24 protein-coding genes are annotated in these 25,026 nt (G+C 37.7%); 9 read left to right on the top strand and 15 right to left on the bottom strand.

Annotated elements, in window-relative coordinates; translation table 11 throughout:
• Window positions 1-3: 3 nt before the first annotated feature.
• The 7 genes from rplV to FB551_RS18175 form a co-directional block, all read right to left on the bottom strand.
• Window positions 4-402, bottom strand: coding sequence for a 50S ribosomal protein L22 (gene rplV / locus FB551_RS18205; RefSeq protein WP_002983214.1), 399 nt, complete (start codon window positions 400-402; stop codon window positions 4-6).
• Window positions 403-404: 2 nt separating this feature from the next.
• Window positions 405-683, bottom strand: a complete 279-nt coding sequence (gene rpsS, locus FB551_RS18200; protein WP_002983209.1) for a 30S ribosomal protein S19 — start codon at window positions 681-683, stop codon at window positions 405-407.
• 2 nt (window positions 684-685) lie between these two features.
• Window positions 686-1,507 carry a 50S ribosomal protein L2 gene (rplB, locus tag FB551_RS18195; RefSeq protein WP_027381305.1) on the bottom strand — a complete coding sequence of 274 codons (822 nt, stop codon included), beginning with the start codon at window positions 1,505-1,507 and terminating at the stop codon, window positions 686-688.
• Between the two features lie 22 nt (window positions 1,508-1,529).
• Complete coding sequence (gene rplW / locus FB551_RS18190; protein WP_002983204.1) at window positions 1,530-1,820, bottom strand: 50S ribosomal protein L23; 291 nt, start codon at window positions 1,818-1,820, stop codon at window positions 1,530-1,532.
• 3 nt (window positions 1,821-1,823) lie between these two features.
• The gene (rplD, locus tag FB551_RS18185; protein WP_034694672.1) at window positions 1,824-2,453 is read right to left on the bottom strand and encodes a 50S ribosomal protein L4; all 630 of its coding nucleotides are present in this window, start codon (window positions 2,451-2,453) and stop codon (window positions 1,824-1,826) included.
• On the bottom strand, window positions 2,444-3,067 hold the full coding sequence (gene rplC / locus FB551_RS18180) for a 50S ribosomal protein L3 (protein ID WP_047427595.1): 624 nt from the start codon (window positions 3,065-3,067) through the stop codon (window positions 2,444-2,446). The genes rplD and rplC overlap by 10 nt, the downstream gene beginning before the upstream one ends.
• Before the next feature lie 249 nt (window positions 3,068-3,316).
• Window positions 3,317-4,081 (bottom strand): DeoR/GlpR family DNA-binding transcription regulator, encoded by a 765-nt coding sequence (locus FB551_RS18175; RefSeq protein ID WP_142018531.1) that lies wholly within the window; start codon window positions 4,079-4,081, stop codon window positions 3,317-3,319.
• Window positions 4,082-4,197: 116 nt separating this feature from the next.
• On the opposite strand from FB551_RS18175, the gene FB551_RS18170 reads away from it, so the two are divergent.
• The 7 genes from FB551_RS18170 (at window position 4,198) to FB551_RS18140 (ending at window position 13,489) form a co-directional block, all read left to right on the top strand.
• A complete protein-coding gene (locus FB551_RS18170; RefSeq protein ID WP_142018486.1) occupies window positions 4,198-5,796 on the top strand; it encodes a glycerol-3-phosphate dehydrogenase/oxidase in 1,599 nt (532 codons plus the stop codon).
• Window positions 5,797-5,806: 10 nt separating this feature from the next.
• Window positions 5,807-7,303, top strand: coding sequence for a glycerol kinase GlpK (gene glpK, locus FB551_RS18165; protein ID WP_142018485.1), 1,497 nt, complete (start codon window positions 5,807-5,809; stop codon window positions 7,301-7,303).
• Window positions 7,304-7,325: 22 nt separating this feature from the next.
• On the top strand, window positions 7,326-8,057 hold the full coding sequence (locus FB551_RS18160) for an MIP/aquaporin family protein (RefSeq protein ID WP_047427585.1): 732 nt from the start codon (window positions 7,326-7,328) through the stop codon (window positions 8,055-8,057).
• A 5-nt stretch (window positions 8,058-8,062) separates the two neighbouring features.
• Window positions 8,063-8,875, top strand: coding sequence for a hypothetical protein (locus tag FB551_RS18155; RefSeq protein ID WP_052186803.1), 813 nt, complete (start codon window positions 8,063-8,065; stop codon window positions 8,873-8,875).
• 196 nt (window positions 8,876-9,071) lie between these two features.
• The gene (locus FB551_RS18150) at window positions 9,072-9,494 is read left to right on the top strand and encodes a hypothetical protein (protein ID WP_142018484.1); all 423 of its coding nucleotides are present in this window, start codon (window positions 9,072-9,074) and stop codon (window positions 9,492-9,494) included.
• 223 nt (window positions 9,495-9,717) lie between these two features.
• On the top strand, window positions 9,718-10,695 hold the full coding sequence (locus FB551_RS18145; protein WP_142018483.1) for a hypothetical protein: 978 nt from the start codon (window positions 9,718-9,720) through the stop codon (window positions 10,693-10,695).
• A gap of 73 nt (window positions 10,696-10,768) precedes the next feature.
• Entirely contained in the window at window positions 10,769-13,489 is a 2,721-nt protein-coding gene (locus FB551_RS18140; RefSeq protein WP_142018482.1) for a hypothetical protein, read from the top strand.
• A gap of 59 nt (window positions 13,490-13,548) precedes the next feature.
• Here FB551_RS18140 and FB551_RS18135 read toward each other — a convergent pair whose 3' ends face one another.
• From FB551_RS18135 to rpsL, 8 genes are all read right to left on the bottom strand, one after another.
• A complete protein-coding gene (locus tag FB551_RS18135) occupies window positions 13,549-15,753 on the bottom strand; it encodes a zinc-dependent metalloprotease (RefSeq protein ID WP_142018481.1) in 2,205 nt (734 codons plus the stop codon).
• A gap of 144 nt (window positions 15,754-15,897) precedes the next feature.
• On the bottom strand, window positions 15,898-16,401 hold the full coding sequence (locus FB551_RS18130; RefSeq protein WP_374709952.1) for a low affinity iron permease family protein: 504 nt from the start codon (window positions 16,399-16,401) through the stop codon (window positions 15,898-15,900).
• Window positions 16,402-16,534: 133 nt separating this feature from the next.
• Complete coding sequence (locus FB551_RS18125) at window positions 16,535-16,822, bottom strand: hypothetical protein (protein ID WP_142018480.1); 288 nt, start codon at window positions 16,820-16,822, stop codon at window positions 16,535-16,537.
• An 11-nt stretch (window positions 16,823-16,833) separates the two neighbouring features.
• Window positions 16,834-19,089, bottom strand: coding sequence for a TonB-dependent siderophore receptor (locus FB551_RS18120; RefSeq protein ID WP_142018479.1), 2,256 nt, complete (start codon window positions 19,087-19,089; stop codon window positions 16,834-16,836).
• A gap of 325 nt (window positions 19,090-19,414) precedes the next feature.
• Window positions 19,415-19,720, bottom strand: coding sequence for a 30S ribosomal protein S10 (gene rpsJ, locus FB551_RS18115; RefSeq protein WP_002661363.1), 306 nt, complete (start codon window positions 19,718-19,720; stop codon window positions 19,415-19,417).
• Between the two features lie 16 nt (window positions 19,721-19,736).
• Window positions 19,737-21,854, bottom strand: a complete 2,118-nt coding sequence (fusA, locus tag FB551_RS18110; RefSeq protein ID WP_047427565.1) for an elongation factor G — start codon at window positions 21,852-21,854, stop codon at window positions 19,737-19,739.
• 6 nt (window positions 21,855-21,860) lie between these two features.
• Window positions 21,861-22,337, bottom strand: coding sequence for a 30S ribosomal protein S7 (rpsG, locus tag FB551_RS18105; protein WP_034694654.1), 477 nt, complete (start codon window positions 22,335-22,337; stop codon window positions 21,861-21,863).
• A gap of 23 nt (window positions 22,338-22,360) precedes the next feature.
• Window positions 22,361-22,774: a 30S ribosomal protein S12 gene (gene rpsL / locus FB551_RS18100; RefSeq protein ID WP_002983146.1), complete on the bottom strand. Its 414-nt coding sequence runs from the start codon at window positions 22,772-22,774 to the stop codon at window positions 22,361-22,363.
• Window positions 22,775-23,220: 446 nt separating this feature from the next.
• On the opposite strand from rpsL, the gene FB551_RS18095 reads away from it, so the two are divergent.
• Window positions 23,221-23,697: a Dps family protein gene (locus FB551_RS18095; protein WP_047427561.1), complete on the top strand. Its 477-nt coding sequence runs from the start codon at window positions 23,221-23,223 to the stop codon at window positions 23,695-23,697.
• 95 nt (window positions 23,698-23,792) lie between these two features.
• Complete coding sequence (gene pncB, locus FB551_RS18090) at window positions 23,793-24,971, top strand: nicotinate phosphoribosyltransferase (RefSeq protein WP_047427558.1); 1,179 nt, start codon at window positions 23,793-23,795, stop codon at window positions 24,969-24,971.
• Window positions 24,972-25,026 lie beyond the last annotated feature (55 nt).

Here is a 25,026-nt window from a genome sequence, read left to right as displayed (position 1 = left end):
TGATTAATTTTCTTTGTTACCTAAGATTAATGTAACGTGGTTAGATCTTTTTCTGATTCTATACCCTCTACCTTGTGGAGCTGGTCTTAGTCTCTTCAATTGTCTTGCACTATCCACAAATATTTCTTTAACGATAAGGTTTGCTTCCTCGATGTCAGCACCTTCGTTTTTCACTTGCCAGTTAGCCATAGCAGAAAGAAGTAATTTTTCTAACTTGTTAGAAGCATCTTTCTTAGAATATTTTAGGATATAAAGTGCTTTGTCTACCTGCTCTCCTCTAATGATATCAGCAACTAATCTCATTTTTCTTGGAGAAGACGGGCAATTATTTAATGAAGCTTTTACAACATCTTTGTTAGCTTCTTTTCTTGCGATTGAACTATCTTGTTTTCTTGATCCCATGATTATCTGCTTCCTTTGTTTTTGTTACCACCATGACCTCTGAAAGATCTTGTTGGAGAAAATTCGCCTAACTTGTGACCAACCATGTTTTCTGTAACATAAACCGGGATAAAAGATTTCCCGTTGTGTACTGCAATAGTTTGTCCTACGAAGTCCGGAGAGATCATAGATGCTCTAGACCAAGTTTTGATAACTGTCTTCTTACCAGACTCTATATTTGCCTGAACCTTCTTATCTAAAGTATGATGAATGAACGGTCCTTTCTTAAGTGATCTTGCCATAATTATTTTCTTTTAGATACGATGTAACGGTTAGACACTTTGTTTTTCTTTCTAGTTTTGTAACCTTTAGCCGGTTTACCGTTTCTAGATCTTGGGTGACCTCCTGAAGAACGTCCTTCACCACCACCCATCGGGTGATCTACTGGGTTCATTACAACCGCTCTTGTTCTTGGTCTTCTACCTAACCATCTGCTTCTACCAGCCTTACCTGATACAGTTAATTGGTGATCTGAGTTGGAAACAGAACCAATCATTGCCATACATTCAGTAAGGATCATTCTTGATTCTCCTGAAGGTAACTTGATGATTGCATATTTACCATCTCTTGAAGTTAATTGAGCTGAAGAACCAGCACTTCTTGCTAAAATTGCACCTTGTCCAGGTTTCATTTCAACACAAGAGATTACAGTACCCAATGGAATATTTTTCAATTTCATTGCGTTACCTACGTTTGGTTCAACGCTTTCTCCTGATACTACTTTCTGATCAACTTTGATACCGTTTGGAGCGATGATATATCTCTTCTCTCCGTCTGCGTACTCTAATAAAGCGATAAATGCAGTTCTGTTTGGATCGTATTCTACAGATTTTACAGTTGCTTCAACGTTTGCTTTGTTTCTTTTGAAGTCAATAATTCTGTATTTCTTTTTGTGTCCACCTCCGGTGTAACGCATGGTCATTTTACCTGTTTGGTTACGTCCACCTGACTTTTTAATACCAACTGTTAGAGATTTCTCTGGTTTGTTGGTAGTAATTTCCTCAAAATTGTTTACAATTCTGAATCTCTGTCCCGGGGTGATAGGTTTTAATTTTCTAACAGACATTACTATTATTTATAATTAATAATTAATTTACAGCAAAAATATCGATAACCTCACCTTCAGCAAGTTTGATTACCGCTTTTTTCAATTTATTTGTCTTTCCTACTTGAAGACCTTTTTTAGTGTATTTCGAAGAAACCTTCGGAGCATAAATCATTGTATTAACGTCTGCTACTTTTACACCGTAAGCTGCTTCAACAGCTTTTTTGATCTCGATTTTATTCGCCTTAGGGTTAACTAAGAAAGAATAAGAACCTCTTAAATCTGTAAGGTAATTAGCCTTTTCTGAAATAACTGGTTTAATAATAACTGACATGATTTATTTCTTTAAATTTTCCTGGAATTTTTCAACTGCACCTTCGAAGAAAATGATCTCACCAGCGTTTACTAAATCGTAAGAACTGATCTCGTTGAAGTTCATTACTTTAGTTTTAGGTAAGTTTCTTGAAGATAAATACACATTCTTGTTAGCTTCAGGAAGAACGAATAAAGATTTTTTACCGTTAAGTTCCAATGCATTTAATACATTGATGAAATCTTTAGTCTTAGGAGCGTCAAAGCTCACATCTTCTAAAACTTTAATGCTGTTGTCTCTCATTTTTTGAGATAAAACAGATTTCTTAGCCAATCTCTTAAGAGCTTTGTTCAATTTGAATCTGTAGTCTCTTGGTTTTGGTCCGAATACTCTACCTCCACCTCTGAATACTGGAGATTTGATATCACCGTATCTAGCAGATCCTGATCCTTTTTGCTTCTTAAGCTTTTTAGTAGAAGCAGTAATTTCGCTTCTTTCTTTTGCTTTATGAGTACCTTGTCTTTGTGCAGCAAGATACTGTTTAACTTCTAAGTAAACCGCGTGCTGATTTGGCTCAATTCCGAATACTGTTTCGTCTAGAGTTACTTTTCTTCCGGTCTCCTTTCCTGATGTATTTAATACTACTAGTTCCATTTTCTGATAATTACATAAGAATTTTTAGCTCCCGGAACAGCACCTTTTACTACTAAAAGATTTTGTTCTTGATCAACTTTTAACACTTGAAGGTTTTGAACAGTTACCTGCTTACCTCCCATTCTTCCAGCCATTCTCATCCCTTTGAATACTCTTGAAGGGTCTGAACCAGCACCGATAGAACCTGGAGCTCTAAGTCTGTTGTGCTGACCATGAGTTGCCTGCATTACACCTCCAAATCCGTGTCTTTTAACAACACCCTGGAAGCCTTTACCTTTTGAAGTTCCTGTTACGTCAACATATTCACCTTCAGCGAATAAATCAACTTTTACTTCTTCTCCTACTTTCACTTCAGCGAATCCGTTGTGGAATTCTACCAATTTAGCTTTAGGAGCAGAACCAGCCTTTTTAAAATGGCCAGCTAACGCTTTACCAACGTTCTTCTCACTCTTGTCATCGAAACCTAACTGCACAGCTGTATAACCGTCGTTTTCTAAGGTTCTGACCTGTAAAACCGAGCATGGACCAGCTTGAATAACTGTACAAGGAATATTTTTCCCTTCTTCGTTAAACAAAGATGTCATACCGATTTTCTTACCAATAATACCTGACATTGTTTATATTATAATAAAATTTATCCTTTATTTATCACCATTTTTCGGAAGTCTGAAGTAATTTCTACTTTTGATATAGGCATACTACACCCCTAAAATGAGTGTGCAAATTTATGAATAATTTTGTAACTGACAAATATTTCAAGTAAAATATTTTGATTTTTAATCAATTAGATGATTTTGAAAAAATTCAGAACAAATTTCCCAAAGATTTATTTTGATTTTTAAAAAGAAATTAAGATGAAGACCCTACGGAGTCATCACCTTCACTCCCACTTCTTCCAGCCCGGCCTTATCTTCAGCACAGATCCCCTTATCCGTAATAAGGTAATCCACCTGATCCAAAGCTGCAATCTTCCCAAAACCTTTCTTATTTAATTTTGAAGAATCTGCAAGAATTACTGTCTGATCTGCACATTCCATCATAATCTGATTCAAATGAGCTTCTGCAGCATTGGATGTACTGATTCCGAATTCAGGATCAATTCCATCTACTCCCAGAAAAAGTTTATTACATGAAAACTGCTTTAGAATTCCTTCAGAAATAGAACCCACTATGGAAGTAGAGCTTTTTCGCACTTCACCTCCCAACTGTATAATATTAATGTTAGGATTATTACAAAGCTCAATAGCCACCCGTAAAGAAGATGTCAATACCGTAAGCGGTCCAAAGTTCACCAGCATTCTGGCCAGATAATGCATTGTTGTACCGGAAGCCAGTATAATGCAATCATTTTCCTGAATCAATGACAATGCTGCTTTCGCAATATCCTGCTTGGCCTCTACATTGATACTTTCTTTTTCACCTACATTCTTTTCGTAAGCATATCTTACCTGCTTGCTTGCCCCTCCATGATTTCTGAAAAGAAGCCCCAGGCTTTCGAGATAGTTCAGATCCTTTCGGATCGTAACCGAAGAAACATTGAGCTTTTCACACAGATCCTGAACAAGCACATGTCCTTTCTCATCCAGCTCTTTAAGTATTTCATCCTGCCTTGGTAATAGCTTTTCCATTTTATTCGTTTCATCAAAAATACCGCTTTTTTTCGACATCTTAAAATTTCATTTATTTTCTTTTTGCTTTCATTTTTAATTTATATATTTGAAAACGAAACATAAACGAAACATTTATGAAACGAAACGAAGAACTCAGTAAGTTAACCAATGTAAAAGAATGGGACTTTATTGTCATAGGAGGAGGAGCCAGTGGTTTAGGTTCAGCATTAGATGCGGTAAGCAGGGGATTCAAAACTTTATTGCTTGAATCTCATGACTTCGCAAAAGCAACATCCAGCAGAAGTACCAAATTGGTACACGGCGGAGTTAGATATCTCGCTCAGGGAGATGTCGGATTGGTAAAAGAAGCTTTAAAGGAAAGAGGACTCTTGGCAAAAAATGCGGCCCATATCGTAAAAAATCAGTCTTTTATTATTCCAAACTATACATGGTGGGGAGGAATATACTATAAAATAGGACTATCTGTTTATGATTTTCTTGCCGGAAAATTGAGCTTGGGTAAAACAAAATACATCAGCAAATCAAAAACTATCGAAAAACTCCCTACCATTGAACAAAATCACTTAATGAGTGGTGTTGTTTACCAGGATGGACAGTTTGACGATGCGAGACTTGCAGTTAACCTTACTCAAACAATCATTGAAAAAGGCGGAAGCGCAGTCAACTATGTAAAAGTAATCAACCTTTTGAAAGATGCTTCCGATAAAGTAATAGGTGTGGTTGCAGAAGACCAGTTTTCCAAACAGCAATATCAGATACACGGTAAAGTAGTGATCAATGCTACAGGTGTGTTTACAAATGATATTCTTAACATGAACAACCCTAAACATGGTAAACTTGTAGTACCAAGTCAGGGAATTCACCTTGTACTGGATAAATCCTTTCTTAAAAGTGATGACGCTATCATGATTCCGAAAACATCAGACGGCAGGGTTTTATTTGTTGTTCCATGGCATGACAGAGCTCTGGTAGGAACTACAGATACTCTTTTAAAAGACGAAAGCTTTGAACCCCGTGCACTGGAAGAGGAAATCAGTTTTGTATTGAATACAGCGAGACAGTATTTAGCTAAAAAACCTACGCGCGAAGATGTAAAATCAGTTTTCGCAGGTCTTCGTCCGCTTGCTGCCCCTAAAGACGGAAGCAAAAGCACGAAAGAAGTATCCCGAAGCCACAAAGTCATTACTTCAGAGACAGGATTGGTTTCTATCATTGGAGGGAAATGGACTACTTACCGTAAAATGGCAGAAGATACCATAGATGAAGCTATGAAAGTTCACAGATTGGGAAACAGCGCATCTAAAACGGAACACCTTTCCATCCATGGAAATGTAAAACCGGAACAGGTAGACAGAACCAATCATCTGTATGTATACGGATCTGATATTCCAGCCATCAAAGCATTGCAACAAAGCAATCCGCGCTATGCTCAAAGAATCCATCCGGATCACCCTTTCACTGTAGCGGAAGTGGTATGGGCCGTAAGAGCAGAAATGGCAGAAACCATTGAAGATATCCTGGCAAGAAGAGTACGTTTGCTGTTCCTTGATGCCAGAGCAGCAATAGACAGCGCTCATAACGTGGCAAGAATCATTGCTGAAGAAAAAGAATATTCTGAAGAATGGGCTCAGCAGCAGGAAAATGAATTTATTGAACTGGCAAGAGGATATTTACTGACTCCTTATTCACCTAAAGTTATCAACCTAAATTAGCATTATATACATGAATGAAAAACTAATTCTCGCTCTAGACCAGGGAACAACTTCCTCCAGAGCGATTCTCTTCAATCACAGTGGAGAAATAGAATATGTATCTCAAAAAGATTTCAGACAAATATTTCCTACTCCGGGTTGGGTAGAACACGATCCAAACGAAATCTGGTCTTCACAGATTTCCGTAGCAGCTGAAGTTATTGCAAAAGCTGGAATTTCCGGACTGGAAGTTGCCGCTATCGGAATTACCAACCAGCGTGAAACGACAATCGTCTGGGATAAGGAAACCGGTGAACCCATCTACAATGCAATTGTATGGCAGGACCGAAGAACTTCAAAATACTGCGACGAACTGAAGGAACAGGGACATGCTGAAACGATCAAAGAAAAAACAGGATTGGTTCTGGACGCTTATTTTTCAGCAACCAAATTAAAATGGATTCTTGATAATGTAGAGGGAGCAAGACAAAAGGCTGAGGAAGGAAAATTGTGTTTCGGAACTGTTGATACCTGGCTTGTGTGGAAACTGACCCGTGGAAAAATGTTTATCACCGACGTTTCCAACGCCAGCAGAACAATGCTTCTGAATATCCATACTTTAGAATGGGATGATGATTTATTAGAATTATTCAATATTCCTAAAGCTATTCTTCCTGAAGTAAAGCAAAGCAGTGAAATATACGGAGAAACAGCGACTACTCTATTCTCTACCAAAATTCCAATTGCAGGTATTGCGGGTGACCAGCAGGCTGCCTTATTCGGACAGATGTGCACCACTCCGGGAATGGTAAAAAATACTTACGGAACAGGATGTTTCTTATTAATGAATACGGGAACGGAAGCCGTTTCTTCTAAAAACAATCTTCTCACTACGGTAGCGTGGAAGATCAATGGAGAAGTAAATTACGCACTGGAAGGCAGTGTATTTGTAGGAGGTGCAGCTATTCAATGGCTAAGAGACGGTCTTAAGCTTATCCGTTCTTCTGAGGAAGTAAACAAACTGGCTGCTTCTGTACCAGATAATGGTGGAGTTTATTTTGTACCTGCACTGACTGGTCTTGGCGCTCCTTACTGGGATCAGTATGCCCGTGGAACAATTGTAGGAATTACCCGAGGTACCACTGATGCACATATTGCAAGAGCCACACTGGAAGGAATTGCATTTCAGGTGTATGATATCGTAAAAGCTATGGAAGCCGATTCCGGAACAGCCAGTCTTGAATTAAGAGTAGACGGCGGCGCCTCTGCCAGCGATCTTCTGATGCAAATACAGTCTGACCTATTCGGATTTAAAATTACAAGACCCAAAACACTGGAAACTACAGCTCTTGGTGCAGCCTACCTTGCAGGACTTGCAGTAGGATACTGGAAAAATATAGACGAAATCCAGGAACAATGGATTGTAGACAAAGATTTCCACCCTCAACTGGACAGAGAAAAAGTGGATACAATGACCCACTTCTGGAAAAAAGCTGTAAAAAGTGCTCAGAGCTGGATAGAAGATTAACTCACTCATTAAAAAAACTTATATGACCCCATTTATTGCAGAAGTTATCGGAACGATGCTTCTTATATTGTTAGGCAACGGTGTTGTAGCCAATGTTGTCTTAAAAGATACGAAAGGAAATAATTCCGGATGGATTGTTATTACTACCGCATGGGCGCTCGCCGTATTTGTGGGAGTAACCGTTGCAGGGCCAATAAGTGGGGCCCATCTGAATCCGGCTGTAACCATTGGACTGGCCGCCGCAGGAAAATTCTCCTGGGACCTGGTACCTTCTTATATTGCGGCTCAGATGATCGGCGGAATGCTGGGTGCTTTTCTGGTATGGCTGTTTCATAAAGATCACTTTGCCATTACGGAGGATGAAGGAGCAAAACTGGCTTGTTTCAGTACCACTCCCGCTATCAGAAAAACATCGTCTAACCTTATCAGCGAAATTATCGGAACATTTGTTCTGGTATTCTGTGTCTTTTATTTTGCAGATCCCAGTATTTCTTTACAGGCAGACCCAACAGCTAAAGTAGGATTAGGTTCTATCGGAGCCATTCCCGTTACGTTTGTAGTTTGGGCCATCGGTTTGTCTCTGGGAGGAACTACAGGGTATGCTATTAATCCGGCAAGAGATCTTGCCCCAAGAATTATGCATGCTATTTTACCTGTAAAAGGAAGCAGTGACTGGAGTTATGCGTGGATTCCTGTAGTAGGTCCGGTTACTGGAGCTATTATCGCAGCAGTATTATATGGATTTTTAAAATAAGACCAATGATGAGAAAAATCTTAAAGGGAATCTTCGTTCTTGCTTTAGGCACAGGAAGGCTATTTTCACAGGAGAGTGGTGAAACCAAGGAATCTAAAGAAGGAAGACTTGATTTTACTGCCAACATTCAGAACAATCACTTATGGAGAGGGCTTATTATTACTGATAAACCTGTCGTAATGGGAAATCTTTCTTATGCCCTGGATGCGGAAAAGAAATGGAAAGTTGGAATCTGGGGAGCATCAGCATTAGCGGATGATAAAGACAACACTCATTACAAAGAGATCAATTATTATATTCAATATTCTGACGGTCGTTTTTATATTGGATTATGGGATCTTTACAACTCCCGGAACATCAATACCGCAGTAGCTGCAGATGACATCTTCAGCTATTCACAGAGAAGAACGGCCCATATTATTGATTTAAGAACCAACTATACCTTCGGGCCGTCATTCCCGATCAATATCGAGGCTGATATCATGCTGTATGGAGGAGCCAATGCAGGAGAAGTCATCCTGGAGGCTGATGGAAGCTACAAAAAGAACAGATATTCTACTTATGTACAGGCAAGTTATCCTGTTATTAAAGGACAGAAGGTAAATCTGGATGCATTTGTAGGAGCCGGATTTGCTCTTAATGATAAAACCTTTTTATATGGCAATGGCAAAAACAGCTTTGACATCGTAAATGTAGGTCTCAAAGCCGGAAAAGTAGTTAAGATTACCGATCATTACAGCCTTCCTGTATCCATGATGGCCATGTGGAATCCTTCCAATAAGTTCGCAAGAATTCAGCTTGCAGCAACCGTTTTTTAATCTGATTTTAACTCAGTCATAAAAAGCCACTTCTTTTAGGAGTGGTTTTATTGTTATAAAGCCACCATCCAAACAAAATCCACACCTCATTTCAGTGAAAGGGATTTCTTATACCAAGCATCTTATAATTGTAAACAACCGTGTTTTTACGGTGAATGTTTTTGCTTAAAAATTTTTACATTTGAAAAAAATATCTATGAAAAAATTTTTCAGTGTAATGATTCTGTGTATCAGCATTCTTACATGGGCACAGCAGACAGAGGTTCCTTTTATCGGATACAGAGCTTTTGACATTCTGAAAGGATATAGCGGCACTGGGAGTCCACATTATTATCTGGATGTAAAAAATAATGGGGATGTACATTTTGGATATGTTCAGGTGAATCAGGCGAGCGGAGAAGAAACCACAGAAGAGATCAATGCAGGAAAATATGCTCCGAATAAGGTAATGAAAGTGGTTTTTAAAAAATATGAGGAAACATTTTTCGTGAAGTTTGATAAAGATAAAATCTACCTTACTGATGAAAAAGGAAACGTTAAGAATCTTGATGGCTGTTGCTCATCAAGTGAAAGCATCAGCAAAGAAACCTGTACGTGCGAAAGCGAATTTTTCAAGTAGTAAAATGATATATAGAGAAAGCCACTCCATTTGGGGTGGTTTTCTTGTTGTGGAAAACCACCCTATGATTACAAAACAGTTATTAATGTAATTTCTCGTCAGCAAAAACTTTATACATTTGTAAGAACTCACCTTCATCATCGGCTTTTATTCTTCAATCACCGGGATTTTACGGTTTATATTCTGCCAAAATATCATTAATTTTGAAGGGTGATTTACACCAATGAAACATTTAAAAATTTTATTTCTATTTCTGCTTTTTCTTATTCTATCATGCAACGGGAAAGAGAACCATCCTTATACTTTCTATTACTGGAAAACCAAACTGAAGCTGGACCCTGAAGAAAAGAAAGCACTGGATAAAGCAACAGGCCCCAATTTATACACCAGATTCTTTGATGTGGATAAAGTAAACGGAAAATTTCAGCCGGTAGCCGTGATTACCAAAGACCAGAGTTTTCAGACAGACAAACAGATTGTTCCTACTGTTTTCATCACCAACCAGACATTGTTAGGTATTTCTGCTGATGAGATTAAATTTCTGGCTGAAAGCATTCATCTTTTAACTCAAAAGAAAGCAAAAGAATATCACCTGAAAACCAGTAATGAAATTCAGATCGACTGTGACTGGACCGCCGGAACACGAAATGATTATTTTAAATTTCTGAAAGAACTCAAAAGAATTTCCGGAAAAGACATCACCTGTACTCTCCGTCTTCATCAGGTGAAAGATAAAAAACAGACCGGAATTCCTCCTGTTGGAAAAGTATATCTCATGTGCTACTCTACTTCGTCACCTCTTGAAAATTCTGATAAAAATTCTATTCTGGATGTGAATATTCTGAAAAGCTACCTTTCGAAAATAGAAGACTATCCTATCAAAAATATTGAAGTTGCCCTTCCGATTTATTCCTGGGGAATCGTTACCAATCATTTGGGTAAACATAAACTGATTAATGCATTATCCAAAAGAGATCTCGAAAACCCTGATTTTAGAAAAATATCTGATCAGGAGATTGAAGTAATGAAAGACGGTTTCTACTTCGGAAGTTATTTGAATAAAGGGTTCAAAATAAAGACAGAGGAAATATCCGAAGAACAACTTAATGATGTTATCGGGTTTTTACAGAAAAAAATCCCGTATTTTAATATCATTTATTATCAATTAGATAGTAAATTTGTGTCAGACAGGAAATTTTAATCTCCTGAGACAGACATACCTGCCAGAACACTATATCACACACTATTAAAACTAAAAAAACACTGCACACCCTATGAAAAAGTACATTCTTTCACTTGCGGTTGTATCACTTTTCTATACGCAATCTGATGCCTGCGCGTGGTCAGATCCTGATTATGATTACTTCAACCTTTTTACGCAAACCATCATCAAGGATAAGGCTTACCTTCCTTTTCTGCATAATTACTCCAGCAGATTTTATGGAGGATATAACTCAGCACTGATTCCTGATGACAATGTGGAAACATGGAAAAAGTTCTTTAACAATCAACTCAGTTATGCCGAAACCCAGAATCTGGTGTATAAGGTAAGCATGAACGATCTGAATGCTTTAAAGAACGGAAACCCTTCCAACCCTCTTTTACAAAAACTGGGCACAGGCTTTTACCAGAAATATAAAGAAGGCATTGATTATTTGATTGAAGCCAAATATCTCGAGCCTTTTATGAGCATCAATTATATAGAAAGTGAAAACTCATTCTATTACGACAGGGATGCCAGCAGAAAAAATGCTACAGCTCTTGATTACAATAAAACGATCGCTGCTTTAACCTCTCTGTACAATGCGGCGAGAAATCCTGAAATCAAACAGCGTTACGGATATCAGCTGGTACGTCTGAATCATTATACAAGAAATTACGATTCTGCGGTACAGGCTTTCAAAACATATGTAGCGCCCATCAAATTGAAAGGTACGGTCTACTTTATGTCTCTGGATCAGCTGGCAGGAGCACAGAGAGGACTGGAAATGAACAGTGATGCCAACTGGAACTTCTTTCAGGTATTCATGAACAGCAAAGACCGCAAGGAATCTGCATTTGTTTCGATGAAGCTTTCGGACACCGCTTCTTTCAGCAATATTCTGAAAAGAGCCAACACCAATGATGAAAAGAATATGGCTTATTTCCTTTTAGGATATGAGGACTTCAACAATCCTATTCCGATGATGGAAAAGATGTATGAAATTGATCCTGATTCTGAAATTCTGAAGGTAATGGCTGCCAGAAGTATCAATGAACTTGAAAGAAGCTACCTGCCTACTTATTACTATACTTCAGACGCTCAAAAAGCAACTACGAAAGAAAATTCATCGGATAACACATCAAAAGATACATCTGCAAATCAGACCAAAACTGAAGTGAAAGAAGAAAAGCTTTCTTTCTGGCAGAAAATTGTAAGGTTCTTTAAAAATCTCTTCGGAGGTTCCAAATCTGATAAAACAGGTGATAGTGCTAAAGCTGACCAAAGTGATGATGAGCTGTTCAGCAATCCGGACAGAATTCCATTCTACAACAGAACAGGGTATTATTACGATGAGAAGACACAGGATTTCCTTAATGACCTGGAAAAATTCACAGATAAAACAAAAGAAAAGTCTAAAGATGAGTACTGGCAGATTGCAGATGCCTATCTTAAGTTTTTAAAGAAAGACTATAAACAAAGCTCTGAAATTCTGAATGACATCAAAACCACCAATCCGGAATATCTTGAAGAGATCAAAAGAATGAAGGTTCTGAATGATATTGTTTCCCAGCCGAAAATTGATGCAGAGTATGAAGATCATCTGATGAAAGACTATGCAGAATACTTCGTAGAGAAAAAAGTAGAAAAAGATACAGCTGCTACTGATAATTTCGATTATTATGGTGAAGTACCTTCTACTGCAGATTTCCTTAAAGATGTTATTGCAAACCGTTACTTCCTTCAGGGTGAGGACGGAAAATCATTCCTGATGAACAATAAACTTTCTGATCTCCAATATAACCCGAACTCAAGTCTGGTAAAAAGCGTGGAAGAGTTTTACAGAAAGTCAAATAAAACCCAGTTTGAGCAGCAGATCATCGCCAAAAATATGGATAGTGTAGGTAATATTGATGCTTTCTTCAATACCATTTATGGAGACAGAGCGATGAGACTTGCCGATTTTGAAAAGGCAAAATCTTATTATGAAAAGGCAAAAAGCTTTGCAGGTATTCCAAGACAAAATTATGAATGGACAGAAAAAAGTGGCCAAACCATCACTCCAAAACAATATGCTCCTGCAGAATACAACGGTTTTAAAAATATTTCAAATCTTGTATTCGGGCATAACGTATGGGAAAGTTTTGGAAGTCCTGATACCGAAAGTATGAAAGCCGAAAACTATGCTGATTTCCCTTTCATTAAAACAAGCATGGATAAACTTGAGCTGGCAGATGCTTTGATTCAGCTGAAAAAGATCGGAAACGGTACGGGTGAAAAAGCAGCAAAAGCCAATCAGCTTATCGGAAATTTATTGTACAATACTTCCATTTTAGGATATTACCGCGAATTATTTGTTATGGATATCGACAACAGCAACGGAGGTAAATATGATTTCTGGAATACAGACAGAAAGAATCCTTACAAATATTATTATAAAAACTTCCTTGATACATCTTATATTGAACCTGATAATTTTGACCTGTCCATCAATTATTATCAAAAGGCACTTAAGATTTCCAATAATAAAGAAGAAAAAGCAAGAATCCTATTCCAGATGGCAAGTGCTGAACAGGGTAAATATTACCAGTACGAAGCCAAAGCGCCTAAAGATTTTGATTATTCTGATCCGAAGTGGTCTGAAAAAGAAGATGCCCGCCAAAAGGAAATGGATAATATTAAAAACCAGAAGTACAGAACCTATTTTGCTCAGTTGAAAGCTCAGTATTCCGATACTGAAACAACGAAAAACCTGATGGGAAGCTGTAGTTACTTCAATTATTTCATGAGATAATACAAACCATAAAAAAAACCTCTGATGACTCAGAGGTTTTTTTTTGATTGTTAACCGGATTATTTTTTTACAAACTTTGTGGTACTCTTTTCTTCTTTATTGGTAATGGTAATAAAGTAGATTCCTTTCACAAGAGTTCTTACATTAATCTTACCTTCTCCTATTGTTCCTTTTGCAATGATCTGTCCCGGAGCATTGAAAATTTCATAAGATGCATTGGAAGAAACATTCATTACATTCAGGACATCTTCTGCAGGGTTTGGATAAATCTTAACAGATTTCGCATTTCCAGCTTCAGAAACTGCCAGCAAACTTGATACAACAGCCTTCTTCACAGCATAGAAAACGTTTCCAATGGCAGAAACTCTCAGGTGAATTGTTTTTCCTGCTAAAGAAGCGGGGATGAAAACATTAGCCGATCCGTTATTTGGAACTGATGCAGCCAGATCGTTCCACGTGGCCCCGGCATCTTCTGTATAATCAATTTTTACATTAGTTACATTATATGGAGAAGCTGTTGTTCCGGAAACGGTCCATGCTATTGCAGAATTGGCATTAGGTGTTAATGATGTTGTATTGACAGTGAATGCGGCCGCAGATCCCACCACCACAGTCTGGGTAGCATATGCAGTCTGGGCCTGTCCTCCTGGTTTGTTATCTCTTACCGTCACACGGAAGTTTGTAGTTCTAGCTACTGTACTTGCTGCTTCAAAATCAGCTGTATTTTTTACAGCTCCTCCCAATACGGTTTCCAGCTTAGGGAAATATCTGGTAGGACTTGCGGTAGGTATCCAGGATCTGAAGCTTGCTCCTGAACTTGTATTTCCGATATTCATTTTGGTTACTCCATTGGTCAAATTACTTGAATTCACCTGTTCCCAGCAGTAGGTCAGAGCATCTCCGTCCGGATCTGTTGCTGATGCTGTCAGTACAAATGCTGTAGATTTCGGAATAGTATAAATAGTATTCATTGCGGTTACAACCGGTGGATTATTGGTGATAGGTGTTTCCACGTCAACAGTTACTGCGTCAAGATTAGTCTGCACCTGGTCAATGCTTACACTATGGAAATAGGCATCAGAATGTTGCTGAACATCTGTATTAGTGCCTGTAATTCCGGCATAGCCCATAATGGTAGATCCCGATCCTGGCTCCACACAAACGCCTGTTCCTTCATTAAAACTATAGGTATGATTATCTCCCAATTGATGTCCCATTTCATGAGCTACATAATCTATGTCGAAGTTATCTCCCTGTGGTATACCATCTGCAGGAGAAGTATAACCGCTTCCTTTGTAGTTATCCGGAGTTGGCAAGTTATTACAAGAAGAATCAATACTTGTAGATGTATCATTACTTCCAATACAACCGATACAGCCTGCATTTCCACCGCCACCTGAAGCTCCGAACAAGTGTCCTATATCAAAATCGGTATCTGTAACACCGTAAGCTCCTCCATGCAATGCATTCATCAGCTCATAATTCCACTTACATTTATAGTCAGATGTACTGTAGGGATCATTAGCAGGATTGGTAAAGATCAGGCCTGGAGCATTGATTGCACTGACATGAACATTAAATTCCTTTTCAAATACCCCATTTACCCTTGATAAAGTGGCATTAATCTGAGTAAGCGCACCAGAAACACCTCCAAAATAGGAAGTGTATTCACCTGTCACTGACATAGCTAACTTTAAGTTATGAAAAGTTTTATTACCAGATTTTGCTGCAATACCTGCGTTTTTCATTTTTTGAAGATTAGCAACAGATTCTTTATCTTCCTTTGTAGAACATGTAAATGCTTGTCCGTTTTTATTAGTTTTTCCATGTACGGAATAATAGGACTTATCAGATGTTGCCGGTTCTATAAATTCATATTGACCGTCGGCACCTATGATCATAGACTGAAAATCATTAGGAGCAATACTGAACCTGATATATTTGGTTGGATCATCCACTCCGATCCCAACATAGGAACCCAGCTGGTACTTATTAGCCAGAGTTTCATCCATTACCGGAAAACTGCTGACTGTGAATTTCTCAATTTTTCCGTCGAGAGTAGGTATATTGATGTTAATGGGAGAGCCTTCACCCATTTTAGGAGCTCTTAGCAGCTGTGTTCTTATCTGATCAATATCAAGTCGGTAATAAACAGAATGATCACTCTTTTTTATAATTTTCTGTTGGGGCATCCCTCTGCTCCACTGGGCATTTGCTGATATTGATAATAGAAATACCGGCAAGCAAAATAATTTTATTTTCATATTTTTTTCAATAAATGTAGATATTTATCAAAAAAAATACTAAAAACAAGATTAAAAATCAAAAAACCACCCAAAATACCTAAAACTTCCATCGTCTATTATAAAAAAAAACATAATATTTAAAATATTATGAAAAATTATTAATCAATCCTTTTTTTGTTCTTTTTTCTGCATCCATTCTTCATGTTTTCTTTTAAAGAATTCAAATTTATAATCATGGTTTCTTTCTGCAGCATCAATAGAATGGGAAGTATGAATATCTGCATCCTTTTTGGCGAGATGGCCCAGTTTTTCATAATAAACATGAAGCTGGTCAAGTTCCTCTTCCGTAAGATCTTCAATATCCACAATACGATTGCTTGCTTTTTCGTGAGCTGCAATAAGCTCATTCAGTTTAATCTGTATAGCTTTGGAGTCTTTGTTCTGGGCTTTCTGAATCAGGAATACCATCAGAAAAGTAATGATTGTAGTTCCGGTATTGATCACCAGTTGCCAGGTTTCAGAATAATTAAAAAAAGGTCCGGTTACCGCCCATATTACTACAATAATAAAAGCTCCCATAAAAGCATAGGGACTTCCTGTAAATTTTACAGCCCAGTTTGAAAATTTTTCAAAAAAGCTATGGTTCTTTTTTCCCATGACCGTCATTTTATATGATTGATTAAATGTATAAAATTAACAGCAATCAGGAATGCCACTGGCAAAAAAAAAAAAAACATTAAAACAGAAGTTCTGTCTTAATGTTTTCTAATTAAAATTGATATGAATGATTGTTACTATGTTATCTGTCTTTTCCTGAGAAGCGGTATTCCAGGTTTTGCTTTTCTTCTCCTATGATACTTTTTCCGATTTGAGGAGGTGAAAAAACTTTTGGATAAGATGTATTATTCCAATGTTCCTTCCAGGGTGAAATGTTACCCCAGGAATACATACTTGTAGGATTTTTATAATGTTTTTCAATATTTTCCCTTGCTGTTTTCAGTTCTTCTTCAGACAAATGTTCCTCGGAACATGAGGTTAAGCCGACTATAGCCATTAATAATAAGAATACTGTTCTGGTAATTTTCATATTTTTTTATGTTAGAATTTATAGTTTACCTGTACAGCAAAGTTTCTTGGCTGGATCTGATCAATATATCCTCCTCTGAAATAGGAACTGTAACCTACACTATCAAAAATATTATTAAAGAATACTCTTATTCCCATTCCATTTTTCAGGGTATACCCTGCCTGGGCATCTACTGTAGTATATTCCGGCATATCGAAAGGTTTGTCTCCGGGCTTCACACTGTTCAGGTGTCCCGCTGTAAATGTTTTCTGGGTCCATTCGTCAACCGGTCTTTTTCCTACGTAATAAATTCCTGCCCCTACATCAAGTCCTGATAAAGTACCTGTATTGAATTTATAATTCAGCCATCCGTTTGCAGTATGTTTAGGAGCATTCATTGGTGCGGATCCGTTCATATAAGCAGGACTGTCCTGGTATTGGGCGTCAAGATAAGCCCATCCTGACATCACCTGAAGGTTGGGAAGAATTCTTCCGATCAATTCTACTTCCACACCTTTTCTTCTAAGATTTCCTGCAAGGCCGTACATCGTTTGTTTATTGATGACAACGGGATTATAGTTCTCATCCAGAATAGTGAAAGACAGGTGATCTGTTTTAATATCAAATACTGTAACATTAAATCTTAAACGCTCATTGAACCAGTCTGATTTAATTCCTCCTTCCCATTGTTTGGTCATCGACGGGCCTACTCTTCCACCGTCTAAAAGAAAGTTGTTGGAAGATCTTAAAGAGGTTGTTGTAGTATATGATCCAAATACATTAACATTGGGAAGTGGAGAAACAATCAATCCGAAATTAGGATTCCATGTATCTACAGATTCATTGGTGGATCCGTTCAGTCTGCTGTAACGAAGTCCCAAATGAGCTTTTACATATTTCCCGATAGACATTACATCCTGAGCCATTGCTCCGATACTTGGTGTCAACACAGCATTTGATCTTCCCAGGTTTTTATAGATGACATTTACCGGAAGTTGATTGGGAATACTTCCGTTCACTACGTCAAAAATATCAAGCGGATTGGCTGCATAAGTTATATTATCAATTTTTGTATCACGCGCTGTAATTAAATTTTCAGGTGCAATTGAATTTTTATAAGCTCCGTAAGTTGTGGATGAAGTTTCTGTTTCTCTCCAGTCAAAACCCACCTGGAAAGTATGATTGATAAATCCTGTCTTTATTTGCTCTCCGATGAAGTCCAGCTGTAATACTTTGTTGATATCTTCTCCCTGTGATTTTCCAATGGTACGCTGTCTGATATTATAGTTGGTTTCACCAGCCGGTAATGATACTGATGAAGCTTCAGAATCTGTATTGCTTACGGAATTAACGAAAGCAGCTCTCACTTTTAATTTGTCTGTAAGGTTACGTACGATGGTAGTCGCAAAGTTGAATGTCTCTGTCTTTGAATAATCAGATGTATATCCTAAAAACTTTCCTTTCGGCATGTGATACAATGCTTCAACAGTTCCGGGAGCAACATTGATTGTCCCTCTGTCCGGTGTTCTTTTATCATGAAGATAATCCATTTCCACATTGATTATTGTTTTATCATCCGGTCGGAAAGCAACAGATGGATTCACATAAATTCTTTCGCCCTGTACATGGCTTCTGAATGAATTATTATTTTGGTATGCTCCGTTGAATCTCACGGCTACTTTTCCCTGAGAATCCAGGACTCTCTGGAAATCTACTGTAGGTCTGTAAAAGTCCCAGCTTCCGTAACGGAATCCAACGTTAGTCTGATCAATAAACTGAGGTCTTTTTGTTACCACATTAATTACTCCTCCTGCAGATCCTAAACCATTTCCGATCCCCTGGCCGATAGCTGCAGATCCTTTGATCACCTGAATACTTTCTACTCCCTGCATATCCGTAATCATCCCTGCAGTACGGAAGTCTGAATCCAGCTGAACTCCGTTTTTCAGTACCGGAACTCCACGATATCCTCTGATGGACATACTTTCGTTTCCTCCTCCATAGCTTGAAAATAAGGTTACCCCCGGAACGTTTTTGGCAACATCGGTAACCGTTAGTGCTCCTAATTCTTCAATAGCTTTATGGGAAATTACAGAAATACTCTGAATCTGATCTCTGGTCTTCAATGGCAATCTGGTGATTGCGTCCAGGCCTTGCGGCTGTTTCTTTTTCTCACCAAATAGTTCTACTTCTTCAATTTTTTTGTGTTTAACTGAATCATTCACATTCTGCGCATTGGCCATAACCCCACCCAATACAAGCAGAGAAAAGGATACTACTTTATTCATCTGATAATTTTTGGCAAAATTATTATTTTTATTAATTCTAAATAAATAAACAGATGTGACATATGTCACCACGAAAAGCGCTGCTAATATCAGATTATTAACCTAGTCCACAGACTCTTTAAGATCCCCGAATGGATCATGTGTATTATTAAGACAAAACCCATGAAGACTTTTTATCATTACAGAAAGTACAATACAAAAAAAAGCCGATTTGATAGAGTACAAACCGGCTTTTTCTATTGATTTAATTTTAAAAACCATAGTTATAAAAAAACCGTCCCTTAAAAAGGAACGGTTTGTATAATCATTGCAAAGTATGCATTTATCACACTTTAATTTCAACGTCTACACCTGAAGGAAGTTCTAATTTCATTAGAGCATCAACAGTCTTAGAAGAAGAAGAGTAGATATCCATTAGTCTCTTGTGAGCTGAAAGTTGGAATTGCTCTCTTGCTTTCTTGTTTACGTGCGGAGATCTCAACACTGTGAAGATTCTCTTATTCGTTGGCAATGGAATTGGACCGTTTACAACAGCACCAGTAGCCTTTACCGTTTTTACGATTTTCTCAGCAGACTTGTCTACCAAGTTATAATCGTAAGATTTTAGTTTTATTCTGATTCTTTGTGACATTTCTTTAATTTAAAAATTAACCTTTTGCTTTAGCTATGATTTCTTCAGCAACGTTTTGTGGAGTAGCTTGGTACTTCTCTAATTCCATAGAAGAAGTAGCTCTTCCTGATGAAAGTGTTCTTAGAGTCGTTACATATCCAAACATTTCAGAAAGTGGAACAGAACCTTTGATTACAACAGCTCCGTTTTTCTCTTCCTGCCCACTGATAGTACCTCTTCTTTTGTTAAGGTCACCAATGATGTTACCCATGTATTCTTCCGGAGTTACAACTTCCAGTTTCATAATAGGCTCCATGATTACTGGCTTAGCAGCACGTCCCGCTTCTTTAAATCCTAATTTAGCAGCCATTTCAAATGAAAGAGCATCAGAATCCACCGCGTGGAAAGATCCGTCTTTAAGAATAACTTTAATACCTTCAACTTCGAAACCAGCCAAAGGACCGTTCTTCATTGCAGCTTTAAAGCCTTTTTCAATTGCAGGAACAAATTCTCTAGGAACGTTACCACCTTTGATCTCATTGATGAATTCTAAACCAATTTTACCTTCGTCTGCAGGTCCTAGTTCAAATACAATGTCAGCAAATTTACCTTTACCACCAGATTGTTTTTTGTAAACTTCTCTGTGTTGAGCAACTTTTGTTAAGTTTTCTTTGTACTCTACCTGAGGTTGTCCTTGGTTTACTTCAACTTTGAACTCTCTCTTCATACGGTCAACAATGATATCTAAGTGAAGCTCACCCATACCAGAGATAATCGTTTGTCCAGAAGCTTCGTCAGTTCTAACAGTAAACGTAGGATCTTCTTCAGCCAATTTAGCTAAAGCGTTACCCATTTTATCCTGGTCAGCTTTAGTTTTAGGCTCAACAGCGATACCAATTACCGGATCAGGGAAAACCATAGATTCAAGAATGATCGGGTTTTTCTCATCACACATCGTATCACCAGTTTTGATAGACTTGAATCCAACTGCTGCACCGATATCTCCAGCTTCAATATATTCTACCGGATTTTGCTTATTAGCGTGCATCTGATAGATTCTGGAGATTCTTTCTTTATCACCTGAACGAGTGTTCAAGATATAAGAACCTGCATCCAGTCTTCCAGAGTAAGCTCTGAAGAATGCTAGTCTTCCCACGAACGGGTCAGTAGCAATCTTAAATGCTAATGCAGAGAAAGGCTCGTCTACAGATGGTTTTCTTGTGATTTCAGCGTCTGTTCTTGGATCAGTACCTTTGATATCATCTTTATCCAATGGAGAAGGAAGGTATTTACATACTGCATCCAACATAAACTGTACTCCTTTATTCTTGAATGAAGAACCACAAGTCATTGGGATAATAGATAAATCGATAGTAGCAGCTCTCAATGCAGCATTGATTTCTTCTTCTGTAATTGAATCCGGATCTTCGAAGAATTTCTCCATCAAAGTTTCGTCATATTCAGAAACAGCTTCTACTAGTTTCTCTCTATATTCAAGAACTTCATCTTTCATATCTTCAGGAATTGGCACTACTTCGAAAGTAGCTCCTTGTCCTGCTTCATCCCAGATGATCGCTCTGTTTTTAATTAAGTCAACAACACCTTTGAAATCTTCTTCAGCACCGATTGGTAAAACGATTGGAACTGCGTTAGATCCTAACATTTCTTTAACCTGGTTTACCACGTTAAGGAAGTCAGCACCTTGTCTGTCCATTTTGTTTACGAATCCCATTCTCGCAACTTTGTAGTTGTCAGCAAGTCTCCAGTTTGTTTCAGACTGAGGCTCTACTCCATCTACTGCAGAGAATAAGAATACCAATCCATCTAATACTCTTAAAGATCTGTTTACTTCTACAGTGAAGTCAACGTGTCCCGGTGTATCGATAATGTTGAAGTGGTAAGGCTTAGTATCAGCAACAGGTTTTCCTTGATCTGTTGGAAAGTTCCAAGAACAAGTAGTTGCAGCAGAAGTAATAGTAATACCTCTTTCTGCTTCCTGCTCCATCCAGTCCATTGTAGAAGCACCATCGTGAACTTCTCCAATTTTGTGGTTTACCCCTGTATAGAATAAAATCCTTTCTGTAGTGGTAGTTTTACCTGCATCAATGTGAGCAGCGATACCAATATTTCTTGTAAATTTAAGATCTCTTCCCATTTCAGATTAGAATTTGAAGTGTGAGAAAGCCTTGTTAGCTTCCGCCATTTTGTGAGTATCAGATTTCTTTTTGAAAGCTGCACCTTCTTCTCTTGAAGCAGCTACAACTTCGTTAGCTAATTTCAAAGCCATAGACTTATCATTTCTAGCTTTAGAATATTTGATTAACCATTTCATTGCCATAGAAATTTTTCTGTCAGCTCTGATTGGCATAGGGATTTGGAAGTTAGCTCCACCTACTCTTCTAGAACGTACTTCTACGTGAGGCATTACATTTGTAAGTGCATCTTTCCAGATTTCAAGTGCAGTTTTTTCGTTATCTCCTTTTTTAGTTTCTACGATCTCTAATGCATCATAGAAAATTTTGAATGCGATTGACTTCTTACCGTCAAGCATTAAGTTGTTTACGAATCTCGTTACCAATTGATCATTAAATTTCGGATCTGGTAACAACGGTCTTTTTTTCGCTTTTGTCTTTCTCATTGCTTTTGTACCTTATTTAATGATTATTTTTTCTTTCCTTTTGCAGGAGCAGCAGCTGCTTGTCCTGGTTTAGGTCTCTTAGCTCCGTACTTAGATCTTCTCTGAGTTCTTCCATTTACACCAGCTGTGTCTAATGCACCTCTTACGATGTGGTAACGTACTCCCGGTAGGTCTTTCACCCTTCCGCCTCTAACCAATACTATCGAGTGCTCTTGAAGATTATGTCCTTCGCCCGGGATATAGGCATTAACTTCTTTACCGTTAGAAAGTCTTACCCTTGCTACTTTTCTAAGTGCAGAGTTAGGTTTCTTAGGTGTAGTTGTATATACTCTCGTACATACACCACGTCTTTGTGGACAAGAATCAAGGGCAGCCGATTTGCTCTTCTTGGCAAGCGTGGCTCTTCCTTTTCTTACTAATTGTTGAATAGTAGGCATTTAATTGCTTTTTATTTTAGGGTGCAAAAATAGTAATATTTTTTTAATCTGCAAACACTTATATAAAAATTAAAATCAAATACTTACATCTGAAATCAAACGCTTTTCCTAAGTATCATAACCTAACCATAATATACATGCGGAAAAGTGACAAATAGAAATAGATTCTGCTGCTTAAAAATTGAAGATTAAATATTTATGAAATTTAACACAAACTGTAAAAATTTCTTTTTATTAAAAATCGACGGTCTCTTATCCGATATATCCAAACTATTTTAAAAAACTTTCGTATAGTTATCATCTATTAATAATCCTTAGAGTTCGGCACGATATTTCGTAAATTTGGGATATACAAATGATAAACACATCAGTCATCGTAAAAAAGTTTCATACTCTGCTGAACTGAAGCGGTGATTGCATCTCATTTTAAAAATAAATATATACATATGAAAAACGCTAGTATTATTGGCCTTAAAGAAGCCGACTGTAAAAACATTTCAGAAAAATTAAATGTACTGTTAGCTAACTATTCTGTATTCTATCAGAACACAAGAGGTTCTCACTGGAATATTAAAGGTGATCAGTTCTTTACGCTTCATCCAAAGTTTGAGGAATTATACAACAGCCTCGTATTAAAGATTGATGAAATTGCAGAAAGAATCCTTACATTAGGAGCTACGCCTGCACATAATTATTCAGATTACTTAAAGGTAGCCACCATTAAAGAAAGCAAAGAAGTAACTGACGGTACTAAAAGTGTTGAACAGATTCTAAGTTCATTCAAGGTAGTAATTGATCTGCAGAGAGAACTTTTGGATATTACAGATGAAGCAGGAGATGAAGGTACCAATTCGCAAATGAGCGACTATATTACCGAGCAGGAGAAAGAAGTTTGGATGTACAATTCGTATCTTGGAAAATAACTCCATCAAAAGCATGGAAATATTTCAAAAAAATCGCCTTACATTTAGGCGATTTTATTTTTTATTTTTATATTTGCGTTAAAATTACACATATTATGAACGACGTAAGATTAAACTCTATCCTCGATAATGATTTCTATAAAATAACCATGCAGAATGCTGTGGTAAAACTTTTCCCTAGTTCTATTGTAAAATATGAATTTATCAACAGGGGAAAACACCACTTTCCGGAAGGGTTTGACGCTGCTTTAAGGGAAGCCGTAAATAAAATGGCCGAACTTAAACTTACGAAAGATGAAAAAAAGTTCATGGCAAGAACATGTCCTTATATAGATCTGCCCTATCTTGATTTCTTAGAGGGATATCATTACGATCCGTCTGAAGTAAAAATCCATCAGGAAGGAGGTGACCTTTCCGTAACTGTGGAAGGACTTTGGTACAGAACGATTCTTTGGGAGGTCCCGCTGCTTGCATTAATCAGCGAACTGCATTATGAAATGAACCACATGGAAAGAGATTCCAACGAAGTGGTGATGAGCAAAACAATAGAAAAGGCAGATTCACTAGGTAGACTTGGAGTAACGTTTGCAGAATTCGGGACCAGAAGAAGACATTCTTATAAGGTACAGAATCTGGTAATGGAAGCTTTAACTCAGAAAAAAGACTCTACTTTTATCGGAAGTTCAAATGTTCATTTTGCAATGAAGTACGGTGTAAAACCAATCGGAACGCATGCTCATGAATGGTTTATGTTCCACGCCGCCGAATACGGTTTCAAAATGGCCAATGAAATGGCACTGGAACACTGGGTAGACGTCTACAGAGGTGATCTTGGAGTGGCTTTGTCCGATACTTATACCACAGATGTTTTCTTCCAGCAGTTTGACAAAAAATTTGCAAAGCTTTTCGATGGGGTTCGTCATGACAGTGGAGATGCTTTGGAATTTGCAGATAAAACTATTGCCCACTATCAAAGAAACGGGATTAACCCAATGTTTAAGTATATTATTTTTTCCGATGCTTTAAATCTTGAAAAAGTAGAGGAAATCACCAATTACTGCAGAGGGAAAATTGGGATATCATTCGGAATCGGAACGAATCTTACGAATGATGTAGGCTTGAAACCAATGAATATCGTGATGAAACTCATCGGCGTACAGGCTCCCAACAAAGAGTGGATTCCTACGGTAAAACTTTCCGATGAGCATGGTAAATATACCGGAGATCCAAAGATGATCGAACTGGCGAAAGAATTTTTAAGAATTAAAGATTAGTAACCTCATCAGAACAATTATATATAAACCTCGAAATCATCGAGGTTTTTTTATT

Origin of the sequence: Chryseobacterium aquifrigidense, from assembly GCF_006716485.1 — a bacterium.
Classification (GTDB): Bacteria; Bacteroidota; Bacteroidia; order Flavobacteriales; family Weeksellaceae; genus Chryseobacterium; species Chryseobacterium vietnamense.
Note: the sequence above shows the minus strand (reverse complement) of the source record. Positions and strands in the feature narration are given on the sequence as shown.